Source organism: Phyllobacterium sp. SL163 (assembly GCF_049896885.1).
Classification (GTDB): Bacteria; Pseudomonadota; Alphaproteobacteria; order Rhizobiales; family Rhizobiaceae; genus Phyllobacterium; species Phyllobacterium calauticae.
This window is the reverse complement of sequence record NZ_JAFCVE010000003.1, coordinates 19,130-35,710: the sequence shown is the minus strand read 5'-3', so window position 1 is coordinate 35,710 and position 16,581 is coordinate 19,130. Positions and strand designations below refer to the sequence as shown.

The following is a 16,581-nucleotide window of genomic DNA, read 5'->3' as shown; positions in this document are numbered from 1 at the left end:
GGGAGGTGGTTTGGCGCAAGGCCAATCTGATGGGTTGCAGAATATAGCTCCCTGCAATCCTCCACCTCCCTCATGGTGAGTTTGTCGAACCACGAACCACGCGTATGCAGCCTATTTTTTGGTGCAGGTGCCGCAGACCGCGGCAATCGCGGGGTGGCGGACCTTGTCGCCGACCGCAACGCCGAGCCGCCGGGCCGTGCCCGCCTTGACTTCGATGACGAACCGCGCGGGACCGCCGGAGGAAATCGTCGTCCGGGAAAACGGCACCGCATTGGCGCGAATCGCCGACACACGGCCGTTTTCATCGAGGAAAATCATGTCGAGCGCCGAAGGGGTATTCTCCATCCACATGGTGACGAGACGGCTGTCCTCGAACACGAACAGCATGGCGCTGTTGTCCTTAAGGTCGGTGCGGAACATCAATCCCCGCTCGCGCTCCTCGTCGGTATCGGCCACCTCCACCTGAAAGGGAACATCGCCCCTGGCGGTGTTGATCACCAGCGGCGCCGCATCGATGGGCAGATGCATCGGCTGCTGATCGGCGGCGGGCACGGCCGATGTGGCAAGGACCAGCGCAAGAAGGCCGATCAGCAAAGACCGGCACCCGCGCAATAGCCTGTTCATGGGATGTCTTAGTGGGATGCCGGCAGCTGCGTGCCGATATCCGGGTGAATTTCCGAAGCCATCAGGCCCTTGTCACCATTGCCGAAGCGGACCAGCACCACCTGTCCCGGACGCAGTTCGGTCAGGCCGAAGCGGCGCAGGGTTTCCATGTGGATAAAGATATCCTCGGTGCCTTCGCCGCGGGTAAGAAAGCCAAAGCCCTTGGTACGGTTGAACCACTTGACCAGAACGCGCTCGAGACCGCTCGACGGCGTGACGGTGACATGGGTGCGCACCGGCGGCAGTTCGGTCGGGTGAACGGCGGTGGAACTGTCCATCGAAAGCACGCGGAAGCACTGCATGCCGCGCTCGCCCTGCTTGACTTCGCACACGACACGCGCGCCTTCGAGCGCGGTCTGGAAGCCGTCGCGGCGCAGGCAGGTCACATGCAGGAGGATATCAGGCAGATCAGCATTGTCAGGGATCACAAAGCCATATCCCTTGGCGACATCGAACCATTTGATAGCGCCCGAAACCTCGATGAGGTCGAGGCCATCGGCTAATTGTTCATCATCGGGGGAATGCCGGGCTGATACTGGTCTGTCTGACATGAAGCGAGCCCCTCCTCTCCTGAAAGCAACCACTGATTCTCTGGAGTCAGAATAACACCTGTCCAATGGATGAGGGCAAGTATCATCTGGCTGTTTTTGTTGAAAAACAGGTGCAAATCTTGTGATGACCGGTTCAACCACCCGTTGTAAGCCTGTCAATTTGTGGCGTCATGAAAATAATGTTACCAAAAAGATGTAGGCGCCTAGCCCGGCGATCGCGTGATCGCCCCGGGGCAATGATACGATTGCCCCGGGCAATTGCACAATTGCCCGGGGCAATCGTCCGGTTGCTGCCGCCTTTCATACACTGACGCACACATCAAGGGAAAACGATGCGCTATCTTCACACAATGGTCCGCGTCCGCGATATCGATGAATCGCTGGATTTCTACTGCAACAAATTCGGCCTTGAGGAAATTCGGCGTACGGAAAACGAAAAAGGCCGTTTCACGCTGATTTTCCTGGCCGCTCCCGATGACAAGGGCCGCGCCGTGGCCGAACGGGCGCCGGAATTGGAACTGACCTACAACTGGGACCCGGAAACCTATACGGGCGGGCGCAATTTCGGTCACCTCGCCTATGTCGTCGATAACATCTACGCCACCTGCCAGAAGTTGCAGGACAGCGGCGTCATCATCAACCGCCCGCCCCGCGACGGCAACATGGCCTTCGTCCGCTCGCCCGACGGCATTTCTATCGAAATCCTGCAGAAAGGCGCACCGCTGCCGCCGCAGGAACCCTGGTTGTCGATGCAAAACACCGGCAGCTGGTAAATTTTATGCCGATGTCACCGCCGCCTGAGAGGCGGCGGTGATGGATGGTGCTTCATGCAAGGTGCGTGGTTCGACAAGCTCACCATGAGGAAAGTGGGCTGTAAAGTTAGCCGAAATGATAGCTGCCAAGCCAATCAGAAATGTTGCAGAATAGAGTTTCTTGCACTCCTCGTCGTCCCTCATGGTGAGCTTGTCGAACCACGCACCGCACGCCTTGCAAATGGCGACCGGAAGGAAAGGAAGCTGATCTGATGGCTGTCAAACGCGAATTGCAGAAAGCATTCCAACCGGGTCGCGGCTATACCAGAGAAGACTGGGAGGCCGTCGACAGTCCGGAACTGACCAAGGACGAAATGCAGCAGATGCGGCCGTTCAGGGAGGTGTTTCCCGAACTCGCCCGCGAAATCGACAAAGAGATCGCCGCGCGTGGCCGCCCGCCTCTGGCCGTGACCAAGACGCCGGTCACCCTGCGGCTCGACCCTGATGTCCTGGCAAAATTCAAGGCCACGGGCAAAGGCTGGCAGAGCCGCATCAACGACGCCCTCAAACAGGCCAAGGTGAAATAATCATCCGCCCGCTGCGGATGGATTCAAACCGGCTCCTGGCGCACATCGTCCAGCGCCGCATTGATTGCGGCAATCCGCTCATCGGCAATATCGCAAATGCACTGGATTGCGCATTGCTGCCGCTCATCGTGGATATCGGACGCGGCCATGCACAGCACTTCGACAAGGTTCTTGAGTTCAATCAGCAGATTGCTGGCATCCACCAGCTGGGTTGATCGACTGCTCATGAGGGAGTCTCGGTGGGTTGATGATTCTTTGCAATCTGGGCATTACGATTTAATAGTAACAAATTATGTTTTGCATCTGCATTGCAGTCAATAATAAACTATGAATTATTACTAGTAAAATAGTATTAGGAGAACGCATTGCTAACGACGGGAAACCAGCTTCGCGCGGCGCGCGCGCTTGTTGATATGGATCAAACAACCCTCGCAAAGGGTGCAGGCCTGAACATCAATACGATCAGCGCCATGGAGAAGAAAGGCCCTGCCGTGCTGACAAGCGGCCTCGACAAGATACGGGCTGTCATGCGCGTGCTTGAGGAAGCGGGCGTCGAATTTCTCAATCATGGCCAGCCGGGCGTACGGCTCCGGAAGCAATAAGCCACTGACAAGTAGAAAACTGGTTACCAAGCCATGATTACTCCTGAACAAATACGCGGTGCACGAGCGATGCTGGGTCTGACCCAGGCAGGGCTTGCAACGCTGGCTGGCCTGTCGACAACCGGTCTCAACAATATCGAACGCGGTCTGGCCGACCCCAAGGCGTCCACTTTGCGGGCTATTCAAGCGGCGCTTGAAGCCAAGTCCGTGATCTTCCTCGCCGATGGCCAGACCGTCGATGGCGGGCCGGGTGTCAGGCTGAAATAGAGTGACACTCTCCCCCGCACAGTGCCGTGCTGCACGCGCCCTGATTGGCTGGTCGCAATCCAAGCTTGCGGAGGTGGCAAAGGTTGCGCCGGCGACCATTGCAACCTTCGAAACCGGCAAACGCGTCCCCTATGACCGGACGCTTGACGATCTCAAGGACGCCTTGACGGCGGCTGGGGTGGTCTTTCTCGACAAGGGCACCGAGCGCGCCGGCGGCGCCGGTGTCCGGCTGGCGGATTAGCGCATTTCACTTCTGCACCTAAAACAGTTTGCCAAATGGAAAACTTTTTACTATAGTTCTCCATATGGAAAACTATCAGATATCGCTGGATGCCGCCTTTCACGCCCTCGCCGACCCCACCCGCCGGGCCGTGGTCAGCCGCCTGACCCGGGGCCCCGCCCCGGTCAAGGAACTGGCGGAACCCTTTGCCATGGGATTGCCCTCCTTCATGAAACACCTGCGGGTGCTTGAGGCCGACGGGTTGATCCATTCCAGAAAGATCGGCCGCGTGCGCACCTGCTGGGTGGATACCGAAAGGCTCGCGGCCGCCGAAAGCTGGCTCGCCGAGCAGCGGGCCCTCTGGCAGGGCCGGGCGGACCGGCTGGCCGATTATGTCGAAACCCAGATGAACGGGAGTGCGGAAGATGCCGGTTGACCCATCCGAACTGACGATTGCGCGTTTCATCAAGGCGCCGCCCGCCCTCGTCTGGAAGGCCTGGAGCACGCCGGAGCATCTGGCGAAATGGTGGATACCCGCCCCCATCGAATGCAAGGTGGTCAAGCTTGACCTTCACCCCGGCGGCGCGTTCGAGACGCGCATGCGCGAGGACGGCGGCGATTTCCAGCCGCACGTCGACGGCTGTTTCCTGGAGATCGTGCCGGAAGCGAAACTGGTGTTCACCACGGTCATGACCGGCGGCTGGAAACCGGCCGAACCCTGGCTGGCCCTGACCGCGATCATCACCTTCGAAGCTGAGGGCAGCGGCACCCGCTACGCCTCGCGCGTCCTGCACAAGGACGCCGCCGACGCCCGCAAGCATGATGAAATGGGATTCGACGAGGGCTGGGGCACCGCCATCGGCCAGCTGGCGGCCTTCGTCCAGCGACTGGCCTGACCCTATTTAGCCGTCCCGGCCCTCGCCTTCAACGCCCCGGCATAGTCGAGCACCATTTTCCGCCGCTCGGGCGTACCGGGATGGGTTTGCAGCATGCTGGTGGGGCTGTGGTCGTCGAGCTTGTCTTCCACCAGCGCGAAGAAGCGGGCAATGGCCGCGGGATCAAAACCGGCCTTCTGCATCAATTCGACGCTGTGCCGGTCGGCGGCGCTTTCGTCGGCGCGTGAATAGGACAAGGCCAGCAAACCACCGCCCTGCACCAGCACGTCATGGGTGCTGCCGCCGATATCGCCGCCGATCAGCATGATCAGCCCGGCAACCCCGGCGGCGCGGTAGAGCTGGCGCAGGCTGTGTTTCAGCTCCACATGGCCGATTTCATGGGCAAGCACGCCGAGCAGCATGTCCGTGTCGCCATCCGCCAGCCTGACCAGCTGGTCGGTGATGACGACCGTCCCGTCCGGCAAGGCGAAGGCATTGGGGCCGATGATGCCGCCATCGCGAAAATTCAGGTTGAAACCGCCAGCGCCGAGGCTGGATTTGGCCGCGAGTTTGCCGAAGCCCTCATTCAGCTTGACCTTGTCGGCATCCGGTAACGTGCTGGGCGAGAAAACCGTCGTGTCGAGCGTTTGCAGCGTCCCTTTCGACATGAGGGCGGGGACAACCGGTGGCGTCACCACGACGGCGACTTCGACCAGCGCGGGCAAGGCAAAGCGGTAGATCGAGAAGGCGAAGACGAAGGTCAGGAGGACAAGCACCAGCAGCCGGGGATGGAACCGCTCCAGCCGGTGCACCCACCCGGCGCTGCGCCCCTTCTGCGCCGCCACCAGCGCATCGATGGCGTCATTGTCCATCGTCTCGAAACTGGTTCTGTCGGGATAGGTCAGGCGCCGCGGTATCGACCCGACACGGTCGCTGATGCCGATCTGATCGAAGGCGGCGGCGGACAGGACCGTTCCGTCCACGGCAACGACGGATACGGCATCGTCGGCGAAAACCAGACTGGCGCCCCGGCCCGCGCTCGATCCTTCGCGGTACCAGAGACCTGTCGTCAGTTTTCCCATGTCAGAAGCCAAAGTCGATACCTTCGATATCCATGAATTCCGAACCGACAGCCGAACCGCTGTCCTTGATATCCGAGAAAATCTCGCCGACATCGCCGTCAAAGACAATGGCCGTATAGTCCGCGTGGAAGCGCGCCAGCCGGACGGCGGCCCAGGGCCGCATCAGCCCGAGAGTGACGATGGTGACAACCAGATTGGAAATCATCACCCAGGCATAGGTCCAGCGCGGCATGTCCGAATAGAGATAGTGCCTGTCATCGAATGTCGTGGCACTCAGACCGGCGTTGCGTATGCCGGCGGAATAGAGCAGTCCCGTGACGGCATAGATCAGCAGCACGGGCACGAACAGAAGATATATGAGCAGAATGAATGCCACTTCGCCGCTCGAAGCCTCCGCCTTCATTGCTGCAAGCCCGGCCGATGCGCCGGCGATCAGAATTCCGAAAAGAAAAAGCCCGGCAACCGTGAGTACGGCAGGTAAAACCCAGACGCGATAAAGCGCGCCGATCGTCGGGTCCGGCGAAAACACCTTGCCGCCATAGCGCAGGTTGCCGAGCGTGTAGCGCAAGGTCCACCGGCTGGCGATGGGCGCGAGCAGGCCAAAGGAAATCCCCGCCACAAGGCTGCTGAGGAAGAAAGCCCTGACCGCACCCCAATAACCTCCGGTGAAATCGAAGCGCACATTGCGGTAGCTGGTAACGCGGGCGCTGAACCGCAGGCCGCGCGCAATCAGCCAGGGGATCGCGGCGATGAACACCAGGCCGAGCAGCCCGCCGAGGAGCGGCGAAAACCGGAGCAGTATATTGTAGAGGATGAGATAGCCGACAACGAGGATGCGGCCGATCAGAATCTGCTTCGGCCGGGCATGATAATCGAACCGGCCATCGGCCAGTTTGGTATTGCCGTAGAAATAGCGATTGCGCCGCACCTTTGCCCAGGCGGAATAGATGCCGAGCGTCACAATCGTCAGCAGTACATTGACGATCCAGATTCCGAAATATTCCTTGGCGGTGCCGGAGAACGCAAACCGGTGACCGGTATATTCAGCCGGACGGCCGAACCGTGGTTGTGGCGAGCCTTCCATGTTTCCCCCGAAACAGTTTTGTCCGACAGGACTCCAGGAACAGGCTTAGCCCGACTTGGGACGGGATAGCAATCACGCGACCGGAATTTCGCCGCGACGGCCGTTTGATATCGCCGACAAACCGCTTTCGCAGGCGGGTTTGTCCTGATATCAGAAATGTCACAATGAGGAGGATGCCATGAAGGATGTGCTGATCGAGCTGGAGCGCCGCAGGACCATTGCGCGGGAGGGCGGCGGCAGGGCGCGGATCGAGGCCCAGCACAAGCGCGGCAAGCTGACGGCGCGCGAGCGCATCGACATTTTCCTCGACGAAGGCTCCTTCGAGGAGTTCGACATGTTCGTCGAACACCGTTCCACCGATTTCGGCATGGAAGAGACAAAATTTGCCGGCGATGGCGTCGTGACCGGCTGGGGCACCATCAACGGGCGCACGGTTTTCGTCTTCGCCAAGGATTTTACCGTGTTCGGCGGCTCGCTGTCCGAGGCGCATGCGGAAAAGGTGCAGAAAATCCAGGACATGGCCCTGCGCAACCGCGCGCCTGTGATCGGGCTTTACGATGCAGGCGGCGCGCGCATTCAGGAAGGCGTGGCGGCGCTCGGCGGCTATGCGGAAATCTTTCAGCGCAACGTGCTTGCGTCCGGCGTCATCCCGCAGATTTCGGTGATCATGGGACCGTGTGCGGGCGGCGACGTTTATTCCCCCGCCATGACGGATTTCATCTTCATGGTGCGCGACACGTCCTACATGTTCGTCACCGGGCCGGATGTGGTGAAGACCGTGACCAATGAAACGGTGACGGCCGAGCAGCTGGGCGGCGCGTCGATCCACACCACCAAATCGTCGATTGCCGACGGCGCCTATGACAATGACGTGGCCGCCCTGTTGCAGATGCGCCGCCTGATTGATTTCCTCCCGGCATCCAACACCGCCGATATTCCCGAGATCGAATGTTTCCAGGACACGGACGAGCCGGATTACTCGCTCGACCGGCTGGTGCCGGACAATGCCAACAAGCCCTACGACATCAAGGAACTGATCCGCAAAACCGTTGATGAGGCCGACTTTTTCGAGATCCAGGAAAGCTTTGCCAAAAACATCGTCGTCGGCTTCGGCCGCGTCGAGGGCCGCACCGTCGGCATCGTCGGCAACCAGCCGATGGTTCTGGCGGGCGTGCTGGACAGCGATGCCTCGCGCAAGGCGGCGCGCTTCGTCCGCTTCTGCGACTGCTTCAACATTCCCATCGTCACGTTCGTCGACGTGCCGGGCTTCCTCCCCGGCACGGCGCAGGAATATGGCGGCCTGATCAAGCATGGCGCCAAGCTCTTGTTCGCCTATGCGGAGGCAACGGTGCCGAAGATCACCATCATCACCCGCAAGGCCTATGGCGGTGCCTATGACGTGATGGCCTCCAAGCATCTGCGCGGCGACATCAACTATGCCTGGCCGTCGGCGCAGATCGCTGTGATGGGTGCCAAGGGCGCGGTGGAAATCATCTACCGCAAGGATATTGGCGATGCGGAGAAAATCGCGGCGCACACGAAGCGCTACGAGGATCGCTTCCTGTCGCCGTTCGTGGCGGCCGAGCGTGGGTACATTGATGAGGTGATCATGCCCCATTCCACGCGCAAGCGGGTTTCACGGGCACTGCGCATGCTGCGCAACAAGGATCTCGAAAATCCCTGGAAGAAACATGACAATATCCCGCTTTAGGGCGGGATATCGGTATTCAAGACAAAAAGAATATCGGGGAATTAACGGCGGAAGCTGAAGCCGCCGCTGGATTCGCGAAGGATCTGCGAAATGGTGCGCTTGTCACATGGCTCTGCCAATTTGGCGGCGGCCTTGACCATTGTCGCGCTCGACTTCACGCCGACCTTCGGCATTTTGATGACACGTGCTTCAGACGGCGACGACGTTTCTTTATTTATTGTTAGCATTGTTCACACCTCTAGTTAAACTACTCTCGCCAAGAGAATAATCCTGTTTCAGCATGCGTCTGTATTTCGGATGCATTGTGACATTAAGAAAATTCAAACGATTTAACAAATCACTATTTGTATCCGATTTTGACTCTCGTTTGAATAAAACCAACAAATCGTAAAAAGGTTCCCCGTCCGTAAATATCACGTAAATATTACACTATGAAACAACAGTAAAAGCCCGTTTCGGCCGGGATGATCCCGCTCTTATGGTTAACGCAACAGGCGTGGCAGAGGCTGAGTGCATAGTTGTGGTGCGTGGTTCGACAAGCTCACCATGAGGGAGGTCGTGGATTGCAGGGAGCGATATTCTGCAACGCCTGCGATTGGCATTGCAGTCAAACCACATCCCTCATGGTGAGCTTGTCGAACCACGCACCAAGGGCTTTGCAACCGGGGTGATCGTGTGGCGGCCTAGATGGACTCGATGCCGACCTTGCGCTGGATCTGGTCAATCGTTTCCTTGACGAAGAAGGTCAGGCCAGCGGTGACGGTCACGATGTGCGTTCCCGTCCCGTAAGGGTTGAACGATACGACATGGGCAAAGTTGAGTGTGATGAGATCGCCGTTGACGTCGGTCAGTTTGATCCACATGGCTGTCTTCCCTCCCAGTTTGACTGCACAGCGGCTTCAACAGACACGCTGTGCCGTCAGGGAAGCAGGTTTCCCGGCATCAGGCAATTCGATTAACGGCATTGCCGGAGATTCTTGCCGACTATGGTTTCCGGCGATAGTGATAGCTGTGCAGTTCGCGGTCAAAACCCAGCGAGGCATAGAGCGCCCGCGCCGGCTGATTGTCGGTGAGAACCTGCAGACAGGCACCCTCGGCGCCTTCGTCCCGCGCCCAGTCGAGCAAGGTTCCAACCGCCCGCTGGCCATAGCCGCGCTTGCGGTAATCCGCATCGGTGGCGACGGATTCCAGCACCAGCAGGCCGTTGCTGATGGCACCATAGGCTTTGGCGATGATCCGGCCGTCCATGGTGACGGACGCAAAAGCCTTTGGCAAGACGATGGAGGCGATCATATCGGTGAAAACCGCCTGCTCATCATCCGACCAGCCGGAGATGCGCTTGCCGTCACGCGACCAGCCCGGCGTCATCTCGCGCGACAGTTCGACGGCAGCAGCGCCGCCTGGGCGATGGCGGCGCAGGTCGCAATGCAGAACCGTGCTGCCGCCCTCGAAGCGGTAACCGCGCTCGACCAGATGCGACTCCATTTCATCGGCGATGGTCGGTACCCGGAAAATGTAGTCGCGGCCGAGCGCGCCATAGAGTTTTTCCGCCGCATCGATCACGCCGGCGGGTTCGGCGCGCGGTCCGCGCAAAGGGTTGACCGAATTGGTGCGGCGAACGCCGCCACCGGAAAACCGCATCAGCCATCCGCCATGCAGAACCTGCCGCGGCGATGGCCACGCATTGAAACACGCTTCCTCGACACGCCAGTTCAGATCATCCATCACTGCTTTCTCCTAAACCGCCTGCCCTGCCACCCAGCCGGATGACCAGGCCCACTGAAAATTATAGCCGCCGAGCCATCCCGTCACGTCGACCACTTCACCGATGAAGTAGAGACCCTTGACGGATTTGGCTTCCATCGTCTTCTGGTCGAGCCCGTCCGTGTCGACACCGCCCAGCGTGACTTCCGCCGTGCGGTAGCCTTCGGACCCGGCGGGCTTGACCTGCCATTCATTGATGGCCTTCTCGACGCCGAGCAACTGCTTGTCGGAGACATCGGCGAGATGGCTGTGGATGCCGCTGTTTTCGGCGATCAACTGCGCCAGCCGCTTCGGCAGAAGCTCCGACAGGGCTGTCTGCAGCGCCTGCCGCCCATTGCGCGCACGGGCGGCGCGCAGCGCGTCAAGAATTTTGACGCCCGGCAGCATGGCAACGCTGATCGTGTCGCCCTCGCGCCAATAGGACGATATCTGCAGGATCGACGGGCCGCTGAGACCGCGATGGGTGAAGAGCATGGCTTCGGCAAATTTTGTCTTGCCGTGGCTGATGACGGCATCGACGGAAATACCGGACAGGGGTTTCAGCGGCGCCAGCGTGTTGTCATCGAAGGTCAGCGGCACCAGCGCCGGGCGGATGTCGGTCAGCGCCAGGCCGAACTGTCTGGCAACATCGTAGCCAAAGCCGGTTGCACCCATTTTGGGAATGGATTTGCCGCCACAGGCGACCACCAGCGAGGTACAGCGCACGCGCTCGCCGGACAGCGCAACGGTATAGCCATCCGCCGTTGCTTCAATGGACTCCACCACCGTCTGCAACCGCAGCTCGACATTGGCCTGTTTCATCTCCGTGACCAGCAGATCGATGATCTGCTTGGCCGAACCGTCGCAGAACAGCTGGCCCAGCGTCTTTTCATGCCAGGCGATGCCATAGCGGTCGACCAGCGCGATGAAATGGCGCTGGGTATAGCGGCGCAGCGCGGAAATGCAGAAATGCGGGTTTTTGCTGATGTAGTTCTGCGGGGCGGCGTTGAGATTGGTGAAATTGCAGCGCCCGCCGCCGGAAATGCGGATCTTGTCGCCGGGCGCCTTGGCGTGATCGACAATGAGAACCGAGCGGCCGCGCCTGCCCGCCTCGACAGCGCACATCATGCCTGCAGCGCCCGCCCCGATAATGAGAACGTCCACCTGCTTCATCATGGCGACGGCAACAGTTCATCGGTGCGGCCGGTCGCCCAATAGGCGAAAAGCCCGACCCATTCCTTCAGAACGATCGTCAGGTTCTGCAGGGAATCGATCGGGTTGTCCTGGGCAAATCCGGGATACTCGATGCCGGACGTGCGGTAATCGGCAGGCCACGGCACCACGTTGAAGCCCACCTTGCGGAACAGCCCGACCGAACGGGGCATGTGGAAGGCTGACGTGACGAGCAGCCACGTCTCGCCGGGTTTGATGTCGAGCAGCTTTTTGGTGAACTGGGCATTCTCGTAGGTGTTGCGCGATTCATTTTCGAGAACCAGCCGGTCGGCGGCAACGCCGAGCGCCGTCAACAGGCGCGGCGCCGTGGCGGCATCGCCCTCGCCCTCCAGCACCAGCGTGCCGCCGCCGCCGGTGACCACAACCTTTGCCTCGGGGTAACGCCGCGCCAGCACCGCCGTTTCAACGAAGCGGTCACCGCTGGCATTGAGCTCGTAGCCGCCGCGCACCAGATTGACCCCGCCTTCGAAACCGCCGCCAAGGACGATGATGCCATCGACATGCGACGGTGCGGGCGACGGGCGCTGGAACCGGTCTTCCAGCGGATGCATGAGAAGCGCGCCCAGCGAACTCCAGACGGCCAGCCCCAGGATCAGAAATGCCCCGGCGGATGCGGTCATCGCCATGCGCCGCCAGGAGAACCACACGGCAAAAAATGCGAGGCCCATCAGCAGAATGGAAAAATTCAAGGGTTGAGCAACGAACCAGAACACCTTGGAAACAAAGAAAAACATTGAAAGTTCCTACGTCAGGTTCGCCAGCATTTTGACCTTCTCGATCTCGCGTTCGAGGCTCTCCGACCATTCGAGGCTCCGGTGCACGATTTCAAAGCCCTCGCGCTCATACAGGCGTATGGCACCCGCATTGCGCGCATGGGATTCAAGCCGGGCGTTTGCATATCCCGCCGCGGCAATGTCGGCTTTCAACGCCTTGAGCAGGAGCGAACCGATGCCCTGCCCCTGATGGCCGGGATCGACCCACATATCCGAGATGTAGTCATCGTTCTTTTCGCGCGCGCCCCAGCCGAGAATGACACCATCCGCCTCGGCAACCAGCACGCGGGCAAAATGTTCCTCGGCAAAGGCTTGGTAGGCACGCTCGACATGCGCGCGCATGCCGGGCAGTTCCGGTTCGAACGAAAAGATATTCGAAGCCCAGGCCCGTGAGCCGACCGCGGCCAGTGCCGCGATGTCGGCTTGCGTGGCAGGCCTGATTACCACCATTTCGGCGCGTTGAACCTGCCTGCGGCCTGTTCGATGACATAGGCGGTCTGGAACAGGGTTTCCTCGTCGAACGGGCGTCCGATCAGCTGCAGGCCGAGCGGCAGGCCCCGGCTGTCCAGTCCGGCAGGCACGGCGATGCCGGGAAGCCCCGCCATGTTGACCGTGACCGTGAAAATGTCGTTCAGGTACATTTTCACCGGATCGGACGCCAGATCCTGATCGGCGATGCCGAAGGCTGCCGACGGGGTTGCGGGTGTCAGGATCGCATCGACACCGGCATGGAAGACGTCCTCGAAATCCTTCTTGATCAGGGTGCGGACCTTTTGCGCCTGCAGGTAATAGGCGTCGTAATAACCGGCTGACAGCACATAGGTGCCGATCATGATGCGGCGCTTGACCTCGTCGCCGAAACCGCTGGCGCGGGTCCTTTCATACATGTCGACAATATCCTTGCCCGGCACGCGCAGGCCGTAACGCACGCCGTCATAGCGGGCAAGGTTCGACGAGGCTTCCGCCGGGGCCACGATGTAATAGGCCGGCAGCGCGTATTTCGTGTGCGGCAGCGAGATATCGACGATGGATGCACCGGCGTCCTTCAGCCAGGCAATGCCCTGCTGCCAGAGCTTTTCGATCTCTTCCGGCATGCCCTCGACACGGTATTCCTTGGGAATGCCGATCTTGAGGCCGGTCAGCGGCTTGCCGATGATGGATTCGTAATCGGGAACGGCGATATCGACCGATGTGGTGTCCTTGGTATCGACCGAGGCCATGGATTTGAGCAGGATCGCCGCATCGCGCACATCGCGGGCAATCGGTCCGGCCTGGTCCAGCGACGAGGCGAAGGCGACAATGCCCCAGCGCGAGCAGCGGCCATAGGTCGGCTTGATGCCGACGGTACCCGTGAAGGCGGCGGGCTGGCGGATGGAACCGCCGGTATCGGTGGCCGTCGCACCGGCGCACAGGCGGGCGGCGACCGCAGCGGCCGAGCCGCCGGACGAACCGCCGGGCACCAGATCGGCATTGGAGCCGTTGGCGCGCCACGGGTTTTTCACCGGACCGTAATAGGAGCTTTCGTTGGACGAGCCCATAGCAAACTCATCCATGTTGAGCTTGCCGAGCATCACGGCGCCATCGGCCCACAGGTTGGAGGTGACGGTGGATTCATAATGCGGCTTGAAGCCGTCGAGAATATGCGAACAGGCCTGCGTGTGGATGCCTTCGGTGCCGAACAGGTCCTTGATACCCAGCGGTATGCCTTCCAGCGCACCGGCCTTGCCTGCAGCCAGACGGGCATCGGATGCCTTGGCCATGTCAAGCGCCTTCTCCGGCGTGACGGCGATATAGGCGTTCAGGGCCCCGTTCGCAGTCTCGATTGCCTTGAGATAGGCACTGGTCAGCTCAGTGGCGGTGATCGCCCTGGCTTTCAGCTGGTCGCGCGCCTCGGCAATGGTGAGAGCGGTCAGATCGGTCATATCAAGTCCTGTTTATTGGGCTGGCGCGAGGGCGAGCCGCTTTTCGTAAAATGCACTGTGTTCCGAATCCGGATAATCGAGGAGCGCACCGCAGCGGGTGAAGCCGGAACGCTCATACAGCCGCCATGCCGCGTCAAATCCGGGGCCGACGCCCGTCTCCAGCACAAGCCGGGACATGCCCTTGTCGCGGGCGAGCCCGGTTATGGCCTCGAGCAGGATCGAACCGACGCGTTTGCCGCGCACGGACGGCAGGGTGAACATGCGCTTGATCTCGCCGGTTTCCGCGTCATGCTGCTTGAGCGCACCGCAGCCCACCGCCTGTCCGGTTTCGTCGCGGGCGATGAACACCGTGGTGTCGTCGCCCGCCATCTCTTCCACCGTCATCTTGAACTGGAATTCGACCGGCGACAGCGGCAGAAGATGCGCATTCAGCGCATCCACAAGGGCGCGGACGTCATCCTGCAGGGGCGTTTCGATGGCGACCGTGATCGTCATGGCTGCGCCTTACTCCACCACTTTCGGAACGACGAAGAAATTCTCTTCGGTGACCGGCGCATTGGCAACGATATCGGCTGCCTTGCCGCCGTCATTGACGACGTCCCGGCGCTTCTTCATGGCCATGGGTGTGACCGATGTCATGGGCTCGACACCCGCCACATCGACTTCGTTCAGCTGTTCGACGAAACCGAGGATGGCATTCAGTTCGCCGGTCATGCGGGTCGCATCATCCTCACTCACGGCAATACGGGCAAGACGCGCAACGCGTTTGACGGTGGAAATATCGACAGACATTGGGATTCCCGAAAATTCAATTCTTGATCAAGCAGCTATAGTGTCCGTTGCGGGCAAGCGCAACGGACAAGTCGGCATGCCGGGCGCCGATTACTGCGCCTTGTCCGCCTGCGCATCCGGATTGTCTTCTTCATCATCGGGTGCAGGTACGTCGATGACATCCTCGCTGCCGGGTTCAACAACCGGGTCCGGACCTTTCACGGGATTGCCATTGATCGCAACGGAACCGTCGGCCTGCTGATCGACGACCCACCGGATCCGTCCGCCGTCGACTTCCGTACCGAAATCCTTCGCCAGCTTGACGAAGGTGATGTAATTCTGGATTTCGGCGTCGGTTTCCGCCGCCTTGTTCAGGCGCTCGACAACCTTGTCAAAACCGGCCATTTCCCAGGTGGTGTGACTTGCAGGCTTCAGGCCGGCAAAGGTCATCTCGCCTTCGACCGTCAGCTCCGCGTCGGCGGTGCGCACCAGGCTCTTCGAAATCACCAGCTTGGGCGGCGCAACCAGGAACTGGGCGGCCGTTGCCGCTTCAAATTCCTCGGAGAGAACCTTGTCGCGGTTCAGGTCCATATCGTCGATGGCGCCCTTGACGACCGTATCGAGATCGACACCGGCCGTCCCGATGACCAGTTCCACATCGGTCGGAAGGAAAGGCACACCCCATTCGGGGATCGGCAGGGCCGGATATTTCAGGCCATTGGTGCGCATGGCGTAGTGATAGGCGCCATCCTTGCTGATGCCGTCGAGGTTGGTTTCCTGCGAAATGTTCTGGGCGGCGAAATTGCCCAGCGGCGTTTCAACGTTGAAGTCCTTGAAATGGTACTCGCCCTTGAGCTTGTCCCAGAGCGGCAGGGCCGCCCGCAGCTTCAGCTTGAGCTCGTCCTGTCCGGCCTTGTTGAGCTTCTTCTCGTCCATATGGGCGACGACGAATGCCCACAGGTCCAGGAGCTCCCGGTTGCGGAAGCCCTTGCCCTCGGCAACGCTGCCGAGTTCGCCGCTGCGCAGCGTCACCTTCACTGGTTCACCGGCAGCCGGCGTTTCGGTCTTGGCTGCTTCGCCTTCTTCGGAGGCCGCATCAGGCGTGGGGAGCTTCGTGACGATCGTTTCGCTGAAATTTGCGAGGGATTGCGTCATGTTGATATCGATGCCGCCCGATGCAGCGGCCTTGGCAAGCATCTGCCCCTTTGCCCCGCTGGCACTGGCGTCGATATCCTGTTCCGCCGACTTCAGCGACAGCTTGAACGCATCATAGGCGAAGGTCGAGGTCGAGAACGTGCCGATCTTCGGATCGAACAGTCCGGTCCAACTGCCGCCATCAACCGACCAATGGAACGACTCTGGGCCCTTGGGCCCGCTCACGTCGAAGGCCGCCGCAGGTATATTGCCCGATGTCACATTCCATGTTCCGTCGGCCAGCGGCTTGGTCAGGATGCTGTAATCCCCCAGGCTGCCCTTCAGCAGGTCCTGCTTCGGCATGGTTTTGAGGAAAGCATCGGTGCTGAAGGTAACGCGGTAGCCGTCGGCCTCCGGCGTTACCTTGAGAATGCCGTTGCTGAGTGCGGTCTTGCCGACATATTTCGACAGGGTATTGGCAAGCTCATCGGCGCCCTTGGCATCGATTGTCTGGGCGAAAGCCGGTGTCGACAACGCCATGACGCAGGAAATCAGGAATAGTTTACGCACAATACCTCCAATAGCTCAGCCTATCGTCGTGGTGACGACCA

The 16,581-nt window shown here is 60.3% G+C and carries 22 protein-coding genes and 1 pseudogene; 9 read left to right on the top strand and 14 right to left on the bottom strand.

Annotated elements, in window-relative coordinates; genetic code table 11:
- Nucleotides 1–111: 111 nt before the first annotated feature.
- Both ACP7B1_RS06955 and ACP7B1_RS06950 read right to left on the bottom strand, forming a co-directional pair.
- Nucleotides 112–624, bottom strand: coding sequence for a DUF192 domain-containing protein (locus tag ACP7B1_RS06955; protein WP_346307598.1), 513 nt, complete (start codon nt 622–624; stop codon nt 112–114).
- A gap of 8 nt (nt 625–632) precedes the next feature.
- A complete protein-coding gene (locus tag ACP7B1_RS06950; protein WP_223615133.1) occupies nt 633–1,214 on the bottom strand; it encodes a cold-shock protein in 582 nt (193 codons plus the stop codon).
- 332 nt (nt 1,215–1,546) lie between these two features.
- Between ACP7B1_RS06950 and ACP7B1_RS06945 the strand changes: the two genes are divergently transcribed.
- Nucleotides 1,547–1,987, top strand: a complete 441-nt coding sequence (locus ACP7B1_RS06945) for a VOC family protein (protein WP_223615134.1) — start codon at nt 1,547–1,549, stop codon at nt 1,985–1,987.
- A gap of 251 nt (nt 1,988–2,238) precedes the next feature.
- On the top strand, nt 2,239–2,553 hold the full coding sequence (locus ACP7B1_RS06940; protein WP_346305674.1) for a BrnA antitoxin family protein: 315 nt from the start codon (nt 2,239–2,241) through the stop codon (nt 2,551–2,553).
- Between the two features lie 23 nt (nt 2,554–2,576).
- Here the strand turns inward: ACP7B1_RS06940 and ACP7B1_RS06935 are convergent, their stop codons facing one another.
- Nucleotides 2,577–2,780 carry a hypothetical protein gene (locus ACP7B1_RS06935; RefSeq protein ID WP_346305675.1) on the bottom strand — a complete coding sequence of 68 codons (204 nt, stop codon included), beginning with the start codon at nt 2,778–2,780 and terminating at the stop codon, nt 2,577–2,579.
- A 138-nt stretch (nt 2,781–2,918) separates the two neighbouring features.
- Between ACP7B1_RS06935 and ACP7B1_RS06930 the strand changes: the two genes are divergently transcribed.
- From ACP7B1_RS06930 to ACP7B1_RS06910, 5 genes and pseudogenes are all read left to right on the top strand, one after another.
- On the top strand, nt 2,919–3,155 hold the full coding sequence (locus ACP7B1_RS06930) for a hypothetical protein (RefSeq protein ID WP_346305676.1): 237 nt from the start codon (nt 2,919–2,921) through the stop codon (nt 3,153–3,155).
- Between the two features lie 33 nt (nt 3,156–3,188).
- Entirely contained in the window at nt 3,189–3,422 is a 234-nt protein-coding gene (locus ACP7B1_RS06925; RefSeq protein WP_346305677.1) for a helix-turn-helix transcriptional regulator, read from the top strand.
- A gap of 1 nt (nt 3,423) precedes the next feature.
- Nucleotides 3,424–3,657: pseudogene (locus tag ACP7B1_RS06920) on the top strand (helix-turn-helix domain-containing protein); the annotation flags it as partial.
- Nucleotides 3,658–3,727: 70 nt separating this feature from the next.
- A complete protein-coding gene (locus tag ACP7B1_RS06915) occupies nt 3,728–4,078 on the top strand; it encodes an ArsR/SmtB family transcription factor (protein WP_346305679.1) in 351 nt (116 codons plus the stop codon).
- A complete protein-coding gene (locus ACP7B1_RS06910; protein WP_346305680.1) occupies nt 4,068–4,538 on the top strand; it encodes an SRPBCC family protein in 471 nt (156 codons plus the stop codon). The genes ACP7B1_RS06915 and ACP7B1_RS06910 overlap by 11 nt, the downstream gene beginning before the upstream one ends.
- 2 nt (nt 4,539–4,540) lie before the next feature.
- Here ACP7B1_RS06910 and ACP7B1_RS06905 read toward each other — a convergent pair whose 3' ends face one another.
- Complete coding sequence (locus tag ACP7B1_RS06905; RefSeq protein WP_346305681.1) at nt 4,541–5,599, bottom strand: M48 family metallopeptidase; 1,059 nt, start codon at nt 5,597–5,599, stop codon at nt 4,541–4,543.
- Nucleotide 5,600: 1 nt separating this feature from the next.
- On the bottom strand, nt 5,601–6,683 hold the full coding sequence (locus ACP7B1_RS06900) for a YjgN family protein (RefSeq protein ID WP_426136824.1): 1,083 nt from the start codon (nt 6,681–6,683) through the stop codon (nt 5,601–5,603).
- 178 nt (nt 6,684–6,861) lie between these two features.
- Here ACP7B1_RS06900 and ACP7B1_RS06895 point away from each other — a divergent pair, with 178 nt between their 5' ends.
- Both ACP7B1_RS06895 and ACP7B1_RS06890 read left to right on the top strand, forming a co-directional pair.
- Nucleotides 6,862–8,394 (top strand): acyl-CoA carboxylase subunit beta, encoded by a 1,533-nt coding sequence (locus ACP7B1_RS06895; RefSeq protein WP_346305682.1) that lies wholly within the window; start codon nt 6,862–6,864, stop codon nt 8,392–8,394.
- A 90-nt stretch (nt 8,395–8,484) separates the two neighbouring features.
- Nucleotides 8,485–8,640, top strand: coding sequence for a hypothetical protein (locus ACP7B1_RS06890; protein WP_346305683.1), 156 nt, complete (start codon nt 8,485–8,487; stop codon nt 8,638–8,640).
- Nucleotides 8,641–9,077: 437 nt separating this feature from the next.
- Here ACP7B1_RS06890 and ACP7B1_RS06885 read toward each other — a convergent pair whose 3' ends face one another.
- From ACP7B1_RS06885 to ACP7B1_RS06845, 9 genes are all read right to left on the bottom strand, one after another.
- Entirely contained in the window at nt 9,078–9,257 is a 180-nt protein-coding gene (locus ACP7B1_RS06885; protein WP_346305684.1) for a hypothetical protein, read from the bottom strand.
- Between the two features lie 121 nt (nt 9,258–9,378).
- Entirely contained in the window at nt 9,379–10,119 is a 741-nt protein-coding gene (locus ACP7B1_RS06880; RefSeq protein WP_346305685.1) for a GNAT family N-acetyltransferase, read from the bottom strand.
- A gap of 12 nt (nt 10,120–10,131) precedes the next feature.
- Nucleotides 10,132–11,310, bottom strand: a complete 1,179-nt coding sequence (locus tag ACP7B1_RS06875; protein ID WP_426136891.1) for an NAD(P)/FAD-dependent oxidoreductase — start codon at nt 11,308–11,310, stop codon at nt 10,132–10,134.
- Nucleotides 11,310–12,104 carry a YdcF family protein gene (locus tag ACP7B1_RS06870; RefSeq protein WP_346307123.1) on the bottom strand — a complete coding sequence of 265 codons (795 nt, stop codon included), beginning with the start codon at nt 12,102–12,104 and terminating at the stop codon, nt 11,310–11,312. The genes ACP7B1_RS06875 and ACP7B1_RS06870 overlap by 1 nt, the downstream gene beginning before the upstream one ends.
- 9 nt (nt 12,105–12,113) lie before the next feature.
- Nucleotides 12,114–12,593 carry a GNAT family N-acetyltransferase gene (locus ACP7B1_RS06865; RefSeq protein ID WP_346307124.1) on the bottom strand — a complete coding sequence of 160 codons (480 nt, stop codon included), beginning with the start codon at nt 12,591–12,593 and terminating at the stop codon, nt 12,114–12,116.
- Complete coding sequence (gene gatA / locus ACP7B1_RS06860) at nt 12,584–14,065, bottom strand: Asp-tRNA(Asn)/Glu-tRNA(Gln) amidotransferase subunit GatA (protein WP_346307125.1); 1,482 nt, start codon at nt 14,063–14,065, stop codon at nt 12,584–12,586. Before gatA ends, ACP7B1_RS06865 begins: the two co-directional genes overlap by 10 nt.
- A gap of 12 nt (nt 14,066–14,077) precedes the next feature.
- On the bottom strand, nt 14,078–14,560 hold the full coding sequence (locus ACP7B1_RS06855) for a GNAT family N-acetyltransferase (RefSeq protein ID WP_346307126.1): 483 nt from the start codon (nt 14,558–14,560) through the stop codon (nt 14,078–14,080).
- 9 nt (nt 14,561–14,569) lie between these two features.
- Nucleotides 14,570–14,857 carry an Asp-tRNA(Asn)/Glu-tRNA(Gln) amidotransferase subunit GatC gene (gene gatC, locus ACP7B1_RS06850; protein ID WP_223615153.1) on the bottom strand — a complete coding sequence of 96 codons (288 nt, stop codon included), beginning with the start codon at nt 14,855–14,857 and terminating at the stop codon, nt 14,570–14,572.
- 90 nt (nt 14,858–14,947) lie between these two features.
- On the bottom strand, nt 14,948–16,540 hold the full coding sequence (locus ACP7B1_RS06845; RefSeq protein WP_403173354.1) for a hypothetical protein: 1,593 nt from the start codon (nt 16,538–16,540) through the stop codon (nt 14,948–14,950).
- Between the last annotated feature and the right edge of the window lie 41 nt (nt 16,541–16,581).